Raw genomic sequence first — 14,925 nt, forward strand, 5'->3', positions numbered from 1 at the left:
CGGTACGCCGCCGGATGCCACAAGCCCGGCCAGGCACAACCCGGCCAGGCACACAAGAAATCCCCCGGCGTGCCAAGGGAGGACAAGGCAAACCAGGGGAACAACTCACAATAGCGGACCAGTGAACGCCCACCGATGACCGCACCCACCCAAACAGGGCCTGGGGCCCCACCGGGGCCCGGGTCACAGAGCCCCCGGGCGGAGTGTGGCAATCAAGAGTGGCTTACATGACCTTGTGGCGGCAGAATCGCGAACTTGCTCACCGTCCCCGATCAACGATCTACGGCTACCTCACCCGTACGCCCACCCCTTAGCGCACGTTTCCGTTCCATTACTACTCAGACCCCAGCCGCTAATCCGTTCGCCGAAGCGCCCTGTGACCAGGACCAAACGGAGCTCTCCCCCCAGCAGCGATATCCACTGCCGGGGAAACACCAAACCACGCCACCTTCACCCTCGGAGCAGGATCTGTGGTCTTGTCCTCCGGGAGTACGTCGTGGCGCCCACGTCCCTCACGCCCAGAGAAGCCTCACCCGGCCAACTGCCACCGGCTGGTAGGGGAGAGCACGCCCGCGTCGACGTAGAAACGCGCCTCACGGTGATTAGCCAGGCCATCACCCGAGCGCGGGTACCGCGGCCACACCCGCTCACCCGCGCCACTGACATCAAACAGGGGCCGGCTCGACACGTGAGCCCTCCTCGGTCGATCCCTCGGGCTGCTGCTCATCGTGGACTGTTCAGCCAACCACCACGCCCACACCTCACGCTCAGCCTGATACGACCTCTGCCGTGCAACCAACGTCCCAGCCACCCTAACGAGTCGCGCCGCCTGGTCACGGAAATCCCGACGCGCCCTCGCCCACCCCTCCGCATGCCTCACCAACAGACGCGAACGACGCAGACGACTGAAGATCACGGTGGTATGCCGAACAGTGACCCCCAGCAGCCGGGCCGCGGACTCGATCGTCAAAAACGCATGCTCCCGCAGCAACGCGTAGAGCCGGCCAGCCAGGTGGCCCAGCCCCTTCCGGGTGAACAGGTCATGCAGTTGGTCGGTGAGCTGGTCCTCGATCAAGCGGACGAGAACGGTTCTGTGGAGGAAGAGTTCGGCAGGGGGGCGGGGGTTATTAAGTGGTTGTGACCGGACTGATCCGTACCCTGTGGAAAACCTCGGGGTCACGCGCCATTCGGCGGCGTTCACCCCATCGGGGCCGTGAACCCGGTCGATGAATCCGGCCGCCTGGAGCGCGTGGAGCGCGTCAGCCGCGGTCGTCCGGCCCAGGCCCACCATCAGGCCCAGATCCCGGATTGAGGCGGCGACGACGCGTTTGCCGGTCTGTAGGGTGAGGTAGGCCAGGGCGGTGAGGATGCTGCGCTGGGAGATGGCGGCCTCGGTCTGGCCCCACCGGCCGGGGCTCACCCGGAGCCGGTGCAGGATGTCGTCCACGTCCGTGACGATCGCGTTCAGCTCCGCCAGGTCGGCCGGCTCCCGCGCGCCCGGCAGGGACTGCTGGAGGGCGGCGTATTGCTGGGCCTTGGCCCACTGCCGCTCGAGGCGCTCGGCGCCCTCCGCGGTGCTGCGCGGCCGACGGGTGCCGCGACCGCTGTTCTTCGTCCGGTAGTGCTCCATACCCGGGGCAGTCTGTGCGGCCCGCTCGACGTCGCGGACGCTCCACCCGGCACTAGCAGCGGCCAAGAGGCACATGAAACCGGTCCAGGACGGGTTGTCGCCGCCTCCCACAGTGGCCATGTGGCCCTCACCCCACCGGCTGAGCCCACGGTGGGCGCGGTGGGACGCGTCCAGTGGCCCCGACGGGCGGGAATGCTCCGGCCGGGCCGCCGGCGCACGCTCACGCAGCGCCTCAGCGAGCCGGCTCAGATCCTCAGTCGTCGTCGTGGGCTCCGTGAGCGACTCGACGCGGCCGCTCAGAACGATCGAGGTGCTGCCGTCGCGGTGCGGGGCCCCGGGCGGGCGGGCTGCGCCTTCGCGCGGGTTCAGGAGCATGCCATGGTCCAGGCTCCGGTACGTGGCGTGCGCGGCCTGCGCAACCCCGGCCACAACCGCTGCCGGTGCGCCCCCGCGGAGACCGACCCACAGGTGTCGGCCGCCACCAGAAGATGACTGGCAGACCACATGCGCGATCGAATTCGCGTGCAGGATGCCCGACAGGGCGTCGCAGTCATCGACAGCGCGCTCCACGGCATCGTCGCCGTCTTTGGCATCAAAGTCGAAGCACAACAGCCGAAACACCTGGTCGTCATCGGCCAGGCGGACACACCACGGCGTCGTCGGTGCGGCAGGCCCGAGACGGTACAAACGGGGGTACTGATTCATGTGCAGACGCCCATCGGCCTCCACCACCATGACACGCACCTCAGCACGCGGACTTATCCGGCGCGTCAATTCCCAAGGGGTCCACACATCAGTGGACACGCCGCACACAAATTCAGGTGCAGCAAGCGTCACATGCGCTATGCTCTGTGACATAGAGAAACCTCCCGTGAGGGCCGTTGATCTGGATTAGCTCTTACCTCGTGCCGGGAAGCTGAGAGGGTTTGAGCTACGAAACTTGCAAAGGCCCGTCGCGAAAGCGGCGGGCTCTTTCTTTTAAGCGGCTGGTATAGGCAGCTCCTCTAGCTGGGGGCGGCCAATGTCGAGGATTGGCAATCTTCCGGCTCTCTCAGCGAGGTCATGGAGCAACGTTTGCATGTAGAGCGCTTTGGCTGCTCCGCTGGCAGCGGCTGCCTCATTGACGAGAGCAAATATCTCAGGGTCAACGCGCACCTGCAGTAGCACGGTCGGAGCGTTGACTCTCCGCCGTGTACGTCCTGGTTCCATCGCCATGCCAGTAAGGGTGGCAGAGGGGGAGGATATTAATACATACCTTCCGCGGCGTGTTGGTTTAATCCCCGAGCAGGTAGCTTTCGTAGCCGGCCAGGGCCGCTCGAACCGCATCGCTGTCGGCGACGTAGATGACGCGCTGACCCTGCCGCTTTTCGCCCGCGTCCGAGGTGACGACACCCGCGGCCTCCAGCTCCTGCAGATGGCGGAACACGGTCTGGTAGGTGGCGTTGAGCTCTCTATGCATCGCACCTGAGGTCATCCCTTCTGGATGACGAGAGAGTAGGCGGACGATCGCTCCCCGAATTGGGTTCACGCCAAACACCATCATCGCTCTCGTCGCCGTGAGCGGCAGAGGTTCTGCAGGGGACGCATAGCGGGGCATCCCCTCATTCTGCCGTAACCGATTGCATCGATGGCCAACACTAACACTTAATGTTAGGGTCATGTTTGGAGGTGGGGACCATGACCCAAATGGGTATCGCGCTACTCCTCGAACCCGGGGTGTCGCTGGCAGCGACTACAGTACCCCTGAACGGGTTACACGAACCCACACGCATGACCACAAGAGCGGGAGCGGTCAGCGGCCTCGGGGGAGTGTCTCGTTGTCGCTCGGTGCTGCCCGCCCCTACCGGGAGGCATGACATGGCCAGGCGAGAACGTGCGGCACTCACAGACAGCCAGCGCAGAACGCGCAAAATCGCTTGGGCAAGCGCTGCCGGCGTCGTCGTGCTGGTGAGTATTGTTGGGCTCGTTGGGGCGATCATCTCTGTCCCCAAGGACAGTGAAGGGTCACGGCCAACCTCAACCGCTGGCACCACGTCACCCAGCGCGGACCCGGCGGCGGACCCCGGCTCGGTCGTCGACCCGGCGGTGACCAAGTTTGGCTGGCTGCCCGAGCCGATCACCACAGATGCGAAGGCCTACGGAACAGCGGCAGCGATCGCAGGGTCCACATACAACACGACGCTGGCGACTCGCAAGCAGTTCCTCGACGAGCTCAGCACCTGGCACACCCTTGATCCCCGCTATGACCTCGAGGCAGACCGGAAGGATGCCCTCGCGGGCAAGCTCGAAGAGCTCAACCGGCGCGTGATCGTGCCGGAAACCGACTGGGACGCACAAGCCAGCAATGACATCGCGGTGACGGCGAAAGTCGACGGCAAAGTTCTTGTCGACTACGACCACCTCAGCCCCCAACCAGGTTCCCTCGACGCGCTCATGACGGACGGCTACCACCTCGTCACGACCAATATCCTTGCGACCTACACGGGACGCGGCGACGTTAGCTACCAGGAGCGATACGCAGTCAGCGTGCAAGTTCTGTGCGGTAACACGGCGCCCGTCGAGAGTTCCGGTCAGACCCCAGCTGACTGCAAACTCATCCGGTTCTTCCCCGAAACGAGAAAGTAGCCATGGCTGCGCCCGCCGCTGTTGCAGCCGTCAAAGCGATCGGGCCAAAGCGCATCCTCCAGCTGGCACTCGCAGTGGTACTGGTCATGTTCGCCACATTGGGAACGATGCTCTCCCTGCCCGTTGTCTTCGCCATCGCGCTGGGATCCGGCGGGACTCTCCCCACGGATTCCGCATCGGCGAGTCCGGTCATCAGCGGGGATTGGGCTCTGCCCGTGACCGGCTACACGATCACCGACGACTTCGGTCCCCGTGCTGCTCCCTGCGCCTATTGCTCCACCCTGCACTGGGGCATGGATATGGGCAGCGGATGCAATGCGCCGGTCTATGCCACCAGTTCTGGAACGATCGCGAAGGTCGGCGAAGAAGGCTCCTACGGGTTCCGAATCATGATCGACCACCCCGGCGCCGTGCAAACCCTCTACGCGCACCTGGCCCTGGGAAGCGCAACAGTCTCGCCCGGCGACACCGTCCAGGCCGGCACCGTGATCGCCCGAGAAGGCACCACCGGCATGTCCACGGGTTGCCACCTCCACTTTGAAACTCGCCTGAACGGGGAACGGATCAACCCGGTCCCATTCCTGCAAGCCCACGGAATCACTCTCTAATCGCACCAAGTGAAAGGCACCCCCTTGCAGCACACCACCTGGACACTCCCAACCGCGGTCGATGTCCCAGACATCAGCCCCGACTGGAACGCGCCCTTCATTTCCGGACTCACCAGCATCGGCTCGTTCATTCTGGCCGGAGCACTCATCCTCACCCTGATCATGCTGATCATCGCGTTCGTCGGTGTCGTGACCAAGGGAGGCGGCTCGGAGCGGTACCAGTCCTGGGCGGGGGAGTGGATCCTGAAGATCCTCGCTGTGGGCGCGGGCCTCGGCGCGGTCAACGCGATCTTCGCGTTCGCTGTCGGTTTCGACTTCGGTTTCTAACATGCGCTGGCTCCTCGGCGTTGCCGCTGCCCTCGTGCTCACGGGAACGCTGAGCGCCACCGGAGCGACCCCCGCACACGCAGCAACACCCCACCCCTCAACGTCGTCGGTCGCAGCGATCGAGGGCGAGCCGTGGAGCGGACCCGCATTCCCGATCAACTGCACCGGAAGCACTGCACGTATCTCCTGCTCCCCGGAGAACGCTGCGGACAGCAAACCCGAACGCTGCTTCAAAGAAGTACCGTACGAGGGCCGCAGCGTCACCGTATGCACGCTTTCGGATGACAATGTTGGCGCCCTGACGGACACGGGCGGAAAAGAGCTCAAGCTGGAATATGGGTGCGGTCCGGTCGACGCCGTGTGCACCGCCACGGAGTCGATGGCTCGCGGCATCGCATCCGTGATCACGGGCGGCATCGCCTGGGTGATCGAGAATACCTCGTTCAACACCGACTCCTACCTGTGGACGGCTGCGGTCAGTGAGTGGGCGTGGTGGAGCTGGGTGGTCCTGATCGTCATCCTGATCGCTGGGATCGTGGCCATCATGACGGCTTTGTGGTCGCGCGACAGCGGTGAGCTGACCGCGGCCATCATCCGGTTCTTCTTGGCCGTCCCCCTCTCAGCCGCGTCCCTGTGGTTAGTGGGGAGCATCGTGAATGTGGTCGATCAGCTCGTCGACCCGTTGCTCACGCGGGGCGGCAATGGGGAGGGCCTTTACCGGACGGTCGAGAACATCATTTATGGTGGCGGCCTGGGCAACATCTGGCTTGCCCAGTTGGTCTTGACGTTGCTCGTGGTCGGCGTCGTAGTCCTCGTGTTCGTGTTCAGTTTCCGTAACCTCGCCCTCGCGGCGCTGGTCGCGTTGGGGCCGGTGGCGTTCATGCTGTTCCCGATGAAGATCGGCGTGCATTGGGTCATCCGTTGGTTCTCCGCCGTGATCGCCCTGATCCTGACCACCCCGCTCACGCTCGGGTTCCTGATGCTCGTCCTCAAGGGCTTCGCCGAAGTCGACAGTATGTGGAGCATCCAGGCCCTCCCCTTGGGGCTTGGGATGATCATGATCGCCTTCGCCCCGGTCGCCGTGTTCGGGCTGTTCTCCTTCGTCGGTCAGGGTGCGACCTCCGCGATCGATAACATCGCCTCCCGCGGCGGGTCAACTGCAAAACAGGGCGGCAGCCGGGCGGCTAGAAGCCTCAGTTCGGCTGTCGCGAGCCGGACGGCGGCGGTACGTCGACGCACACCCGCCTCGTCGGGCGGGCCAGGCCCGCGCGCCCCGTCAGGCCCGGCGCGAAATACCGCCACCCGCACACCGACCGCTCAATCCACCGGGCAGAACACCGCGCAGCAGGGCGCGCAGCCCAAGGCGCAGCCGTCCGCGGCGCCTACGACCAGGTAGACCAAAGGATCACGCATGAGCACTCACACGTCGATGGCTGATCGCCCGATTCGTTTGGCACGCAAGAGCACGCAGGGCATCATCGCCGGCTTGGACATGTGGAACCTCACCACCCTGGCCGTGTCCGCGGGAATCGCGGTCATCTCGATCAACCGGTGGGGGTTCCCGGCGTTCTTCGCGTCGATGCCTATCTGGTTGCCGCTGGCGATCGCGGGCCTCGCCCAGCACCACGGGGTCGCCTTTCCTCGGATCGCGGCGCAGTGGCTGTCCTTGCACGTGCGCCGCGCCCTTGGCGGCACGACGACCCGGTTCCGGCCGGAGCGGCCGCAGATCGCTGGCACCCTGAACCTGCCCGGGCGGCTCGCCAGTATTCAGGTGTGGGACACGGATGGGCAGGCCGTGGCCTACAATCCGTTCTCCAAGACGATCTCGATCACCGCGGAGCTTGAGGTGCAGGGGTTCCTGATGCTCGAAATGCCCGAACGCAACGAGCTGGCCCGGAATTGGGGCCAGGTGCTGGCCGGGTTCACCCAGCGCGACGGCATCACCCGCGTCTCTCTGCAGGAACGAACGGTGCCCACGACGATTCTTCCGGCCCGCCAGTTCTACGCGGAAACTCTCACCCGCCGGGGCCTTGACCCGGACTCGGCGGTCGCCCGCAACTACGGCGATGTGCTTGACCAGTCCGAGTCCTTCGCGGTCTCGCACAAGAACTATGTGACCTTGACCTTTGACCTGCTCAAGCTTCAGGGGCAGATCAAGAACCTCGGCGGCGGCAAGGCCGGCATTCTCGCGTTGGCCCGGATCGAGACCGCCAATGTCACCGACGCCCTCCGTTCGGCCAGGTTCGACGTGCGGAAGTGGCTGAGCGTCCGGGAGTGGGCGGCGCTTGGCCGGACGGCGTTTGACCCGGAGTACCTCTCTGCCACCCAGAGCCGCCTCCACGAGGACGCGGGCGTTGACCTGGCGGCGATCGGGCCGATGGCGCTCGACGAGCCCCAGGGCAAGAACGGCATTGTCCGTTCTGATTCGGGTTGGCACTCGACGATGTGGATCCATGAATGGCCGCGCACGGAAACTCACGTCGGGTTCATCGAGCCGTTGGTGTTCGCCCGGCACCCGAACTCCGGTGAAGCCGTCACCCACATCTTCTCGCTCGTGCTCACGCCGGTGAAGACTCGGTCTGCGCTCAAGCGCATCGACGATGAGAAGCGCACCTGGCGCACCAACCAGCGGGTGAAAGCCAAACGCAACCAGCAGGACAGTGCGGCCGATAACGCCGACTGGGATGCGCTGATCGATCAGGAGCAGAGCATCGTCGCGGGGGAGGGCGAGTACCGGTACGGCGCCTACCTGACGGTGTCGGCGACGAGTGAGGAGAAGCTGAACTCGTCCCTGGCCGGGATGCGCAACGCGCTCACCCGGGCCGGCATGGAACCGCAGATCCTGTACTGCCAGCAAGCCGAAGCGCTCATGGTCAACGCTCTCCCGCTCGGACAGGGGATGAAGTAATGGCCAAGGAAGTCTTCAACGTCACCCCACCCGGGAGGCTCTCCCGCGCCAAGCGCGCCGAGCTGCGCCGCCAAGTCGACCAGCTGCGCCGATCCACCGACGACACGGGCACGGCCGATGGTGACAGTCGTTTTCCGGCGCCGGCGGCCGGGCCGCTCGGCCCGGGGGTGTCGACGGGGGAGTACTGGAACTGGTTGCAGGTGGCGCAGCCGCCGCACCAGGCCACGAGCCACAACCTCGCCGGCATCTACCCGTTCGTCGCCGACGACGGGCTCGGCCATGAAGGGCCCCTCCTCGGCGTGGACTTGAACGCGGACGTGCTCTGGCATTTCTCCCCGTGGGATTTGTACATGAACACGACCGCGAAGGCTGCCCTGTCGACGAATATCCTCGTCATCGGCGCGTACCGGTCGGGCAAATCCGGCACCATCAAGCAGCTCTGCACCCGCTCCTTGGCGTTCGGGCACCAGGTCGTTGTCCCCTCCGACTCCAAGGGGGAGTGGGTGGTCGTGGCCGAAGCCGTTGGCGGTCAGGTCATTGCTCTTGGCGGGGAGAACACCACCGCCCGGCTGAACCCGCTCGACCGCGGACCCCGGTTGACGGGCGTCTCGGACGACGTCGACGAGATCATGGTCCAGGGCCGCCGCCGGGCGACCCTGACCAGTGTCATCGAGGCCACCATCCAGGGTCAGGCGAAACTGTCTCCGATGGAACACACCGCCATCAACTGGGCCCTCGAGCACGCCATCCGGATCACTGACGACCGGCCGACCATCACCCACGTGTGGCAGGCGCTCGTGTCCCCGGACTCCGATGCGCCGGGGTACCGGCCGGAAATGGAGAGCAACGGGGAACGGGCCCGGCACGTCCTGGAGCGTTTCGTTGCCGGGGACCTGCAGGGTTTGTTTGAGGGGGAGAGCACGGTCGCGTTCGACCCGGACGCGCCCATGGTTGTCGTTGACACGTCGGCGTTGTTTGACCGCAGCGAGCTGGCAGCTCAGCTCACCCAGATCTGCACCTCGTCCTGGATTCAGGCCGTCATCTCGGACCGCTCCGCCAAACGCACCCGCTACCTCGTCCGCGAGGAAGGGTGGCGGGACATGGCCACCGAACAGGCCCTTCGGACCTACCAGCAGTGGCTGAAACTCTCCCGCCACTACGGGGTGTCCAACATCGTCATCCTGCACAAGATGAGCGACTTCGACGCCGTCGGCGAAGAGGGCTCCAAGGAACGCACCCTCGCGTATTCGATCGCCGGGGACATGGAGAACAAGTTCATCTTCCGCCAGAACACGCAGGAAGAAAGCAACCTCATCAGTCGCCTGAAGCTCTCGCCGGCGCACGCCCGCCTGGCGATGACGCTCCAGTCCGGGGTGTTCCTCGCCTACGTGGGTCGGTTCTCCTACATCGTCGACGCGTTCGCCACCTCAACCCAGTGGGAACAGGGCCTCTTCAAAACCGACGACGCCGTCGAAGCCGGCTCCGCCGACGACCAACGCTTCCCCCAGTTCGTGTCGGAACCGGACGAACCCGTTTTCGATGAATCGATGCTGGATCGGCTCTGGCCGACCGGCGAACCCACGCAGTTTGCAGAACAGACAGGACACCCCGAATGAGCCTCAAAACATCCGTTCCCCGCCATGAAGTGCGCGCCGTTGTCACCGGCAACAGCGCCGAGCTCAGCGTCCTCGGCAACCAGGAAACGCTCACCGCCGACACCTACGTCGACGTGCGCAAGAAAATCATGAGCCGGGTCATGAAGCTCGCCAGCGGCCTCGGCAGCAACGTGCACTTAACCGTCCACGACCAAGACGGCCAGTGGAGGCTCATCGCCGGCGCCGACGGCGAACTCCACGACCCTGACCCCGCCACCGCCGCCGACCCGGTGGCGGCGGCGCCCGCGGACGCGCACACCGCACCCAGCGACCCGACACTGACGCACGCCGCACCGATCGAGGCGCCACCGGTAGCCACGGTGACTCCTCTGCCAACGCACTCGACGTCGACGGAGCCCACCGAGCCCTCGAAGCGGGCGAGGCGATCAGAGCAGCCCCCAGTTTCGGAGCCTCAGGCCGATGCGGAAGACGCGTCGGCAGCGGGGGAGGAGCCTGCAGTGCCTGGGGCCCTGCGTGCGTCCTTCATTGTCGATGAGCGGCGTGAGCCCGCGGCCGCCAACGGGTGGCGCGGCGTCCTCGCCCGCACCACCGGCCTCCAAGTCCCGGCATCTGAGGCGGAACTTGGGCGGCGCGGGCACGTTCAAGCCGTCAGCCAGCACTGGCCAGGCCCACGCAAGATCTCCGTCGTCAACGGCAAAGGCGGGGTCGGTAAAACCCTCACCACGGCGATGCTCACGGCCGTGTTCGCCCGGCACGGCGGCGCCGGCGTCCTCGCCTGGGACAACAACGACACCCGCGGCACCCTGGGCTGGCGCACCGAGAAAGGCCCCCACGACGCCACCGTGCAGGACCTGCTCCCCGCCACCGGCCAGCTGCTCTCTTCGGGTGCGCAGATCTCCGACCTGGCCCGGTACGTGCACCACCAGACCGGCGACAAGTACGACGTGCTCCGCTCAAACCCGGAACTGCTCGCGACCAAGCAGCGGATCACCCAGGACGACTTCGACGCCCTCCACTCGGTTGCCGCTAAGTACTTCCGCCTGGTGTTCTTCGACTCCGGCAACGACGAGTCCGCACCAAGATGGCTGCGGATGATCGACCACACCGATCAGCTCGTCGTGGCGACCACGGCGCTGGGGGAGTCCGCCGAATCCGGCGCCCTCCTGCTGGAAGCGCTGCACGAACGCGACGAGTACTCGGCCGCGTTGGCCCGGAACGCGGTTGTTGTTGTCTTGCAGTCCGAACGAAACGGCACCTTGGCCGAAGCGCAACGGATCGCCGACGGCTTCTCCGGTATCGCCCGGGCCGCTGTGACGATCCCGTTCGACCGGGCCCTCCACGGTGGGGCGCTCCGGTACGACTCCGTGAGCACCGCGACCCAGAACGCGTGGCTCGCCGCCGGCGCGGCCGTCGCCGACGGCCTCTAACCATGGCTGCCCCGCGCCAACCGCAGCAGAACCAACCCCCTTGGTTGCTCCTCGGCCTGATCCTGGCCGTGGTGCTCGCCCTGCACCTGGCGTTCCTCTGCGCCGGGACCGGTGTCGACGTGCTGCGCCTGGACCAGACCCTCCAGGCGGCAGTCATGACAATGACGGGCAACGACGCCGGCTTCACCCGGCGCGGCCTCACCCCGCCCGACCCGAAAATGCTCGGCATCTGGCTGGGTTTCTGGGTGGTCCTGGTCGCCGTGACGCTGGGCGGCTCGTTCATCCTCTGGGACCGCCGGAAGAGCTCCCGGAGCGCTGACCTGTCCACCGGGGCGGAGCTCCGGAAGCGGGTCACCGGGCACGGGGTCGCCGCGGTCGTCCCGTTCGCGCACCTGGATGGGAAGCCCGTCACGATCCGGGAAGAGGACACCTCCTGCACGATCGCCCCGCCCCGTGCGGGAAAGAGTGCCTACCTGGCGATCGGGCGCATCGTCGACGCGGCCGGCGCCGTCGTCGCCACATCCACAAAGGCCGACGTGTTCCGGGTCACGGTGAAGAAACGCAGCGATCTCGGGCAGGTGTTCGTGTTCGACTTCGACGGCATCACCCGGTGGCCGGACAAGGCCCGCTGGGACATGGTCGCCGGCTGCGAGAACCCCGACGCCGCCCAGTCCCGTGCCGCAGCGATCGTCAACGCCCGCCCGGCCGGGTCCGCGGGGATGAAGGACTCGGCGCACTTCGTCGAAGGCGTGAAGATCATCCTCCGCTCCCTCCTCCACGCGGCAGCGCTCATCCCCGGAGGGAACATGCGCGACGTCGTCCGGTGGGCGCAAGACTTCAACGACCACGAACCCTCCGCCATTCTTCGCGACCTCTCACCCAACGGGGCGATCTGGGCGCGCGAACTCGACCAGTGGTGCCGAGAAGACGCCCCGGAAACCATCGGCAACACCAAAACCACCCTCTCCCGGATCACCGCGTCCCTCACCGACGCGCGCGTGCTCGACCTGCTCTGCCCGGCCGCCCCGGCGGATGGCGGCGAGCCCGTGGCCTCGTTCCGGGCGCGGGACTTCGTACTCTCCACCGACACGGTCTACTGCCTGGTCGATGACTCCCGCGAGTCCTCGACCGCGCCCATCATCACCGCCCTGGTGTCCGCGATCATCGAGGAAGCGAAGACCGTGTCCCAGCACACGACCAGTGGTCGGCTCCCCACAGCGATGACACTGGTCCTCGATGAGGTCGCCAACGTGTCCCCGCTCCCGCAACTTCCGAACCTGATGAGCGACGGCGGCGGCCGCGGCCTCCACACCTGGATCTTCGCCCAATCCATGTCCCAACTCGTCGGCAAATGGGGGCCCGAAGCGGCCACCACAATCTTTGAATCATCGGCCGCGAAGATCATCTTCGGCGGCCTCGCCGACGAAACCTTCCTCGAAAAGATCTCCCGACTCATCGGCACCCACCAGGTCACCCAAACCAGCAAATCCCTGCAGCGAAACGGGGCCGGCCAGGGCACCACCTCCACGTCGACCAGTGAGCGGGAAGAGCGCCGGATGAAGGTCGAAGACATCCGCAAGATCCCCGAGGGCAACGCTCTCCTGCTCTACCGCGAGAAAGAAGCCATCGTGCAACTCACCCCCTGGTGGAAACGCCCCGACGCCGACCAACTGCACCAGTCCCAGGAATGGTCGCTGGGGCTCGAGGGAATCACCGCATGAGCGACGCCGATGATCTTGATCCGATGAGTATCGAAGGACTCGACGCTCGCCTCCTCAACGTCGAAACGATCCTGCCCGACCTCTTTGACATGTACGAACTCCGGGCCGCAGGAGGGCCCTACTACTGGGAAGCGCTCGACCACGATCAAGCCGTCAAGCTTTGGGACGAGCTCGGCAAGTTCGTCAGCTGGCTCGACGGCCGCTATCTCACCAACCTGGCTGACCCCAGCTACAGGCTCCCGGCTTGCTGGTACCGACACGCCATCGCTGTCGAAGAGCTCACCGCGCTCATGGTGTCGCACCGGGCTGCGTACGACACCCGCTCCGCCAAAGCCTCCTCAGCGCTCGTGGACTGGCACCAACGCGCACTCTGGCCCACCCTCGACTCTCTCAAGCTCCGCGCCGGCCTGGCCGGATGCCGCGACCGCAGCGAACACCGCGAACCCCACGCCGGCCCCGCGATTTTCACCGTGACCGACGCATACCTGCGATACATCGATATGAACGCTTGATCTCAAGCTCCGCCGTCGCCGCGCTCGTCCGCACGCTCGAGCTGAATCGCCTGGTACGGCCCGCGATATCCCGTCCGGGCCTCCACCCCAGCGATCCACCACCCGGCATCCCCGGCTTCAGGGTGCAGCTGAGCTAATGCAGTGTCGCCCGCGCAGAGTGCCACCGCGGTCCAGGAATCCACGCCGACCAAATTGGCCGTCATTCCCCAGCCCGGGGCCCCAAGATTGAACTTCGAACTGATGTTGATAGCGGCGGGCTGCTCCCCGATGAACAGCTCGTCGCCCCACGGGAAAGTCGACACAGGGACAAAGTTGGCCTCATCCATGGCTCGAAGGAGAGGTTCCAGGACTCCACGCCACTGCGCCCGCGGGATCCGGTGGAGGCCCACGTGACAGACAAATCGTGGCGCTCCCGACCCGTCGGGTGCCGGTGGCTGTGGTTGTGGTTGTAACCCTCTACGAAGGTGTTCATGAAGCGGCGGGCGTCGCCGAGGCTGCCGAAGCGTTCCGGAAACGCGGGGGCGAATTTGAGCGTCTTGAACCACGCCTCCGAGTACGGGTTGTCGTTGCTGACCCGGGGCCGGGAGTGCGACTTGGTGACTTCCAGATCCGAGAGCAGCGCGGCGACGGTCTTGCTCGTCATCGACGTGCCCCGGTCGGCGTGGACGACCTGCGGGGTGCCATGGATGCCGAAGGTTTCGGTCATCATCTCCGCGGCGAGGACCGCGGACTCGGCCGGATGGATGATGCCGTATAGCGGCCGGTCTAGGAACTCCAGTGCGAGGAGCGCGGCAATCAACCAGGCCGTCCCGGATCCGGCTTCGTATTTGAGTCCGATTTGCCGGCATGACGCTCTCCGGTGCACTCCGCTCACACCGGGCGGCGGCGGTTTGCTAGAGTCGGCGGCCGGTCGAGGTTGGTGAAGCGAGAGCCTCCTCAGGCTTCGTCGACGCCGGTGTTTTCCACGACCGGACGGCGACGATCCCGGCGAGCACGGCGATGGCCGCCAGGATGAGGGCGGTCTGGGCGAGTCCGAGCGTCGCGCCGAGGATGCCGGCGAGCGGGTAGGTGATGATGAAGCAGGCGTGGGACAGCGAAAACTGTGCGGCGAAGACCGCGGGTCGGTTGGTGTCGTCGGAGTAGCGTCGCAGGAGCCGGGCCGACGGCGTGAGGATCAGCGCCGTCGCGGCGCCGAGGACGAACCAGACCGTGAGCACGCCGGGCCAGGCCAGCGGCGAGTCCGGAGCCAGTACCAGCACCGCGACGGCGACGAGCCCGACCGGGAGGATGGCGCATCCGATCAGCATCACGCGCCGATCTGGAAACCGATCCAGCACCCGCGGCAGGGCGAGGGCGACGATCATGGAGCCCAATCCGTAGCAGGCGAGGGTAATCGCGAAGTCGACCTGGCTGCGTCCGAGGCTGTTCTGCACGAGGATGACGGTGTTGACGATCACCATCGCGGTGGACGCGGCGACGACGAGGTTCATCGCCAGCAGCGCCCGGAGCGGCGGGGTGCGCCAGAACACGCGCACCCCCCGAGTGAGCCGG

General features: G+C 66.0%; 12 protein-coding genes and 1 pseudogene. 9 read left to right on the forward strand and 4 right to left on the reverse strand.

Going from position 1 to position 14,925, the window contains the following annotated elements; genetic code table 11:
• Window positions 1–529: 529 nt before the first annotated feature.
• Both E3T54_RS10100 and E3T54_RS17335 read right to left on the reverse strand, forming a co-directional pair.
• On the reverse strand, window positions 530–2,365 hold the full coding sequence (locus tag E3T54_RS10100; protein WP_241977163.1) for a hypothetical protein: 1,836 nt from the start codon (window positions 2,363–2,365) through the stop codon (window positions 530–532).
• A gap of 538 nt (window positions 2,366–2,903) precedes the next feature.
• Window positions 2,904–3,290 carry a helix-turn-helix transcriptional regulator gene (locus tag E3T54_RS17335; protein ID WP_134475564.1) on the reverse strand — a complete coding sequence of 129 codons (387 nt, stop codon included), beginning with the start codon at window positions 3,288–3,290 and terminating at the stop codon, window positions 2,904–2,906.
• A 197-nt stretch (window positions 3,291–3,487) separates the two neighbouring features.
• On the opposite strand from E3T54_RS17335, the gene E3T54_RS10110 reads away from it, so the two are divergent.
• The 9 genes from E3T54_RS10110 (at window position 3,488) to E3T54_RS10150 (ending at window position 13,374) form a co-directional block, all read left to right on the forward strand.
• Entirely contained in the window at window positions 3,488–4,255 is a 768-nt protein-coding gene (locus E3T54_RS10110) for a hypothetical protein (protein ID WP_134475565.1), read from the forward strand.
• A gap of 2 nt (window positions 4,256–4,257) precedes the next feature.
• Complete coding sequence (locus E3T54_RS10115; RefSeq protein WP_134475566.1) at window positions 4,258–4,863, forward strand: M23 family metallopeptidase; 606 nt, start codon at window positions 4,258–4,260, stop codon at window positions 4,861–4,863.
• A gap of 24 nt (window positions 4,864–4,887) precedes the next feature.
• Window positions 4,888–5,190 (forward strand): hypothetical protein, encoded by a 303-nt coding sequence (locus E3T54_RS10120; RefSeq protein ID WP_134475567.1) that lies wholly within the window; start codon window positions 4,888–4,890, stop codon window positions 5,188–5,190.
• A gap of 379 nt (window positions 5,191–5,569) precedes the next feature.
• Complete coding sequence (locus E3T54_RS10125) at window positions 5,570–6,586, forward strand: PT domain-containing protein (protein ID WP_134475568.1); 1,017 nt, start codon at window positions 5,570–5,572, stop codon at window positions 6,584–6,586.
• A 15-nt stretch (window positions 6,587–6,601) separates the two neighbouring features.
• Window positions 6,602–8,098 (forward strand): SCO6880 family protein, encoded by a 1,497-nt coding sequence (locus E3T54_RS10130; RefSeq protein ID WP_134475569.1) that lies wholly within the window; start codon window positions 6,602–6,604, stop codon window positions 8,096–8,098.
• On the forward strand, window positions 8,098–9,714 hold the full coding sequence (locus E3T54_RS10135) for a hypothetical protein (RefSeq protein ID WP_134475570.1): 1,617 nt from the start codon (window positions 8,098–8,100) through the stop codon (window positions 9,712–9,714). The genes E3T54_RS10130 and E3T54_RS10135 overlap by 1 nt, the downstream gene beginning before the upstream one ends.
• Window positions 9,711–11,141, forward strand: coding sequence for an AAA family ATPase (locus E3T54_RS10140; RefSeq protein WP_241977164.1), 1,431 nt, complete (start codon window positions 9,711–9,713; stop codon window positions 11,139–11,141). Before E3T54_RS10135 ends, E3T54_RS10140 begins: the two co-directional genes overlap by 4 nt.
• Before the next feature lie 44 nt (window positions 11,142–11,185).
• Window positions 11,186–12,862, forward strand: a complete 1,677-nt coding sequence (locus tag E3T54_RS10145) for a type IV secretory system conjugative DNA transfer family protein (protein ID WP_166804890.1) — start codon at window positions 11,186–11,188, stop codon at window positions 12,860–12,862.
• Window positions 12,859–13,374, forward strand: a complete 516-nt coding sequence (locus tag E3T54_RS10150; protein ID WP_134475572.1) for a hypothetical protein — start codon at window positions 12,859–12,861, stop codon at window positions 13,372–13,374. The genes E3T54_RS10145 and E3T54_RS10150 overlap by 4 nt, the downstream gene beginning before the upstream one ends.
• Before the next feature lie 430 nt (window positions 13,375–13,804).
• Here the strand turns inward: E3T54_RS10150 and E3T54_RS10155 are convergent.
• Window positions 13,805–14,116, reverse strand: a pseudogene (locus E3T54_RS10155) (integrase core domain-containing protein); the annotation flags it as partial.
• Between the two features lie 151 nt (window positions 14,117–14,267).
• On the reverse strand, window positions 14,268–14,925 hold a 658-nt coding region (locus tag E3T54_RS10160), incomplete at its 5' end, for an MFS transporter (RefSeq protein WP_134475573.1).

It is taken from the genome of Cryobacterium sp. Sr8, from assembly GCF_004403225.1.
In the GTDB taxonomy this organism is placed as follows: domain Bacteria; phylum Actinomycetota; class Actinomycetes; order Actinomycetales; family Microbacteriaceae; genus Cryobacterium; species Cryobacterium psychrotolerans.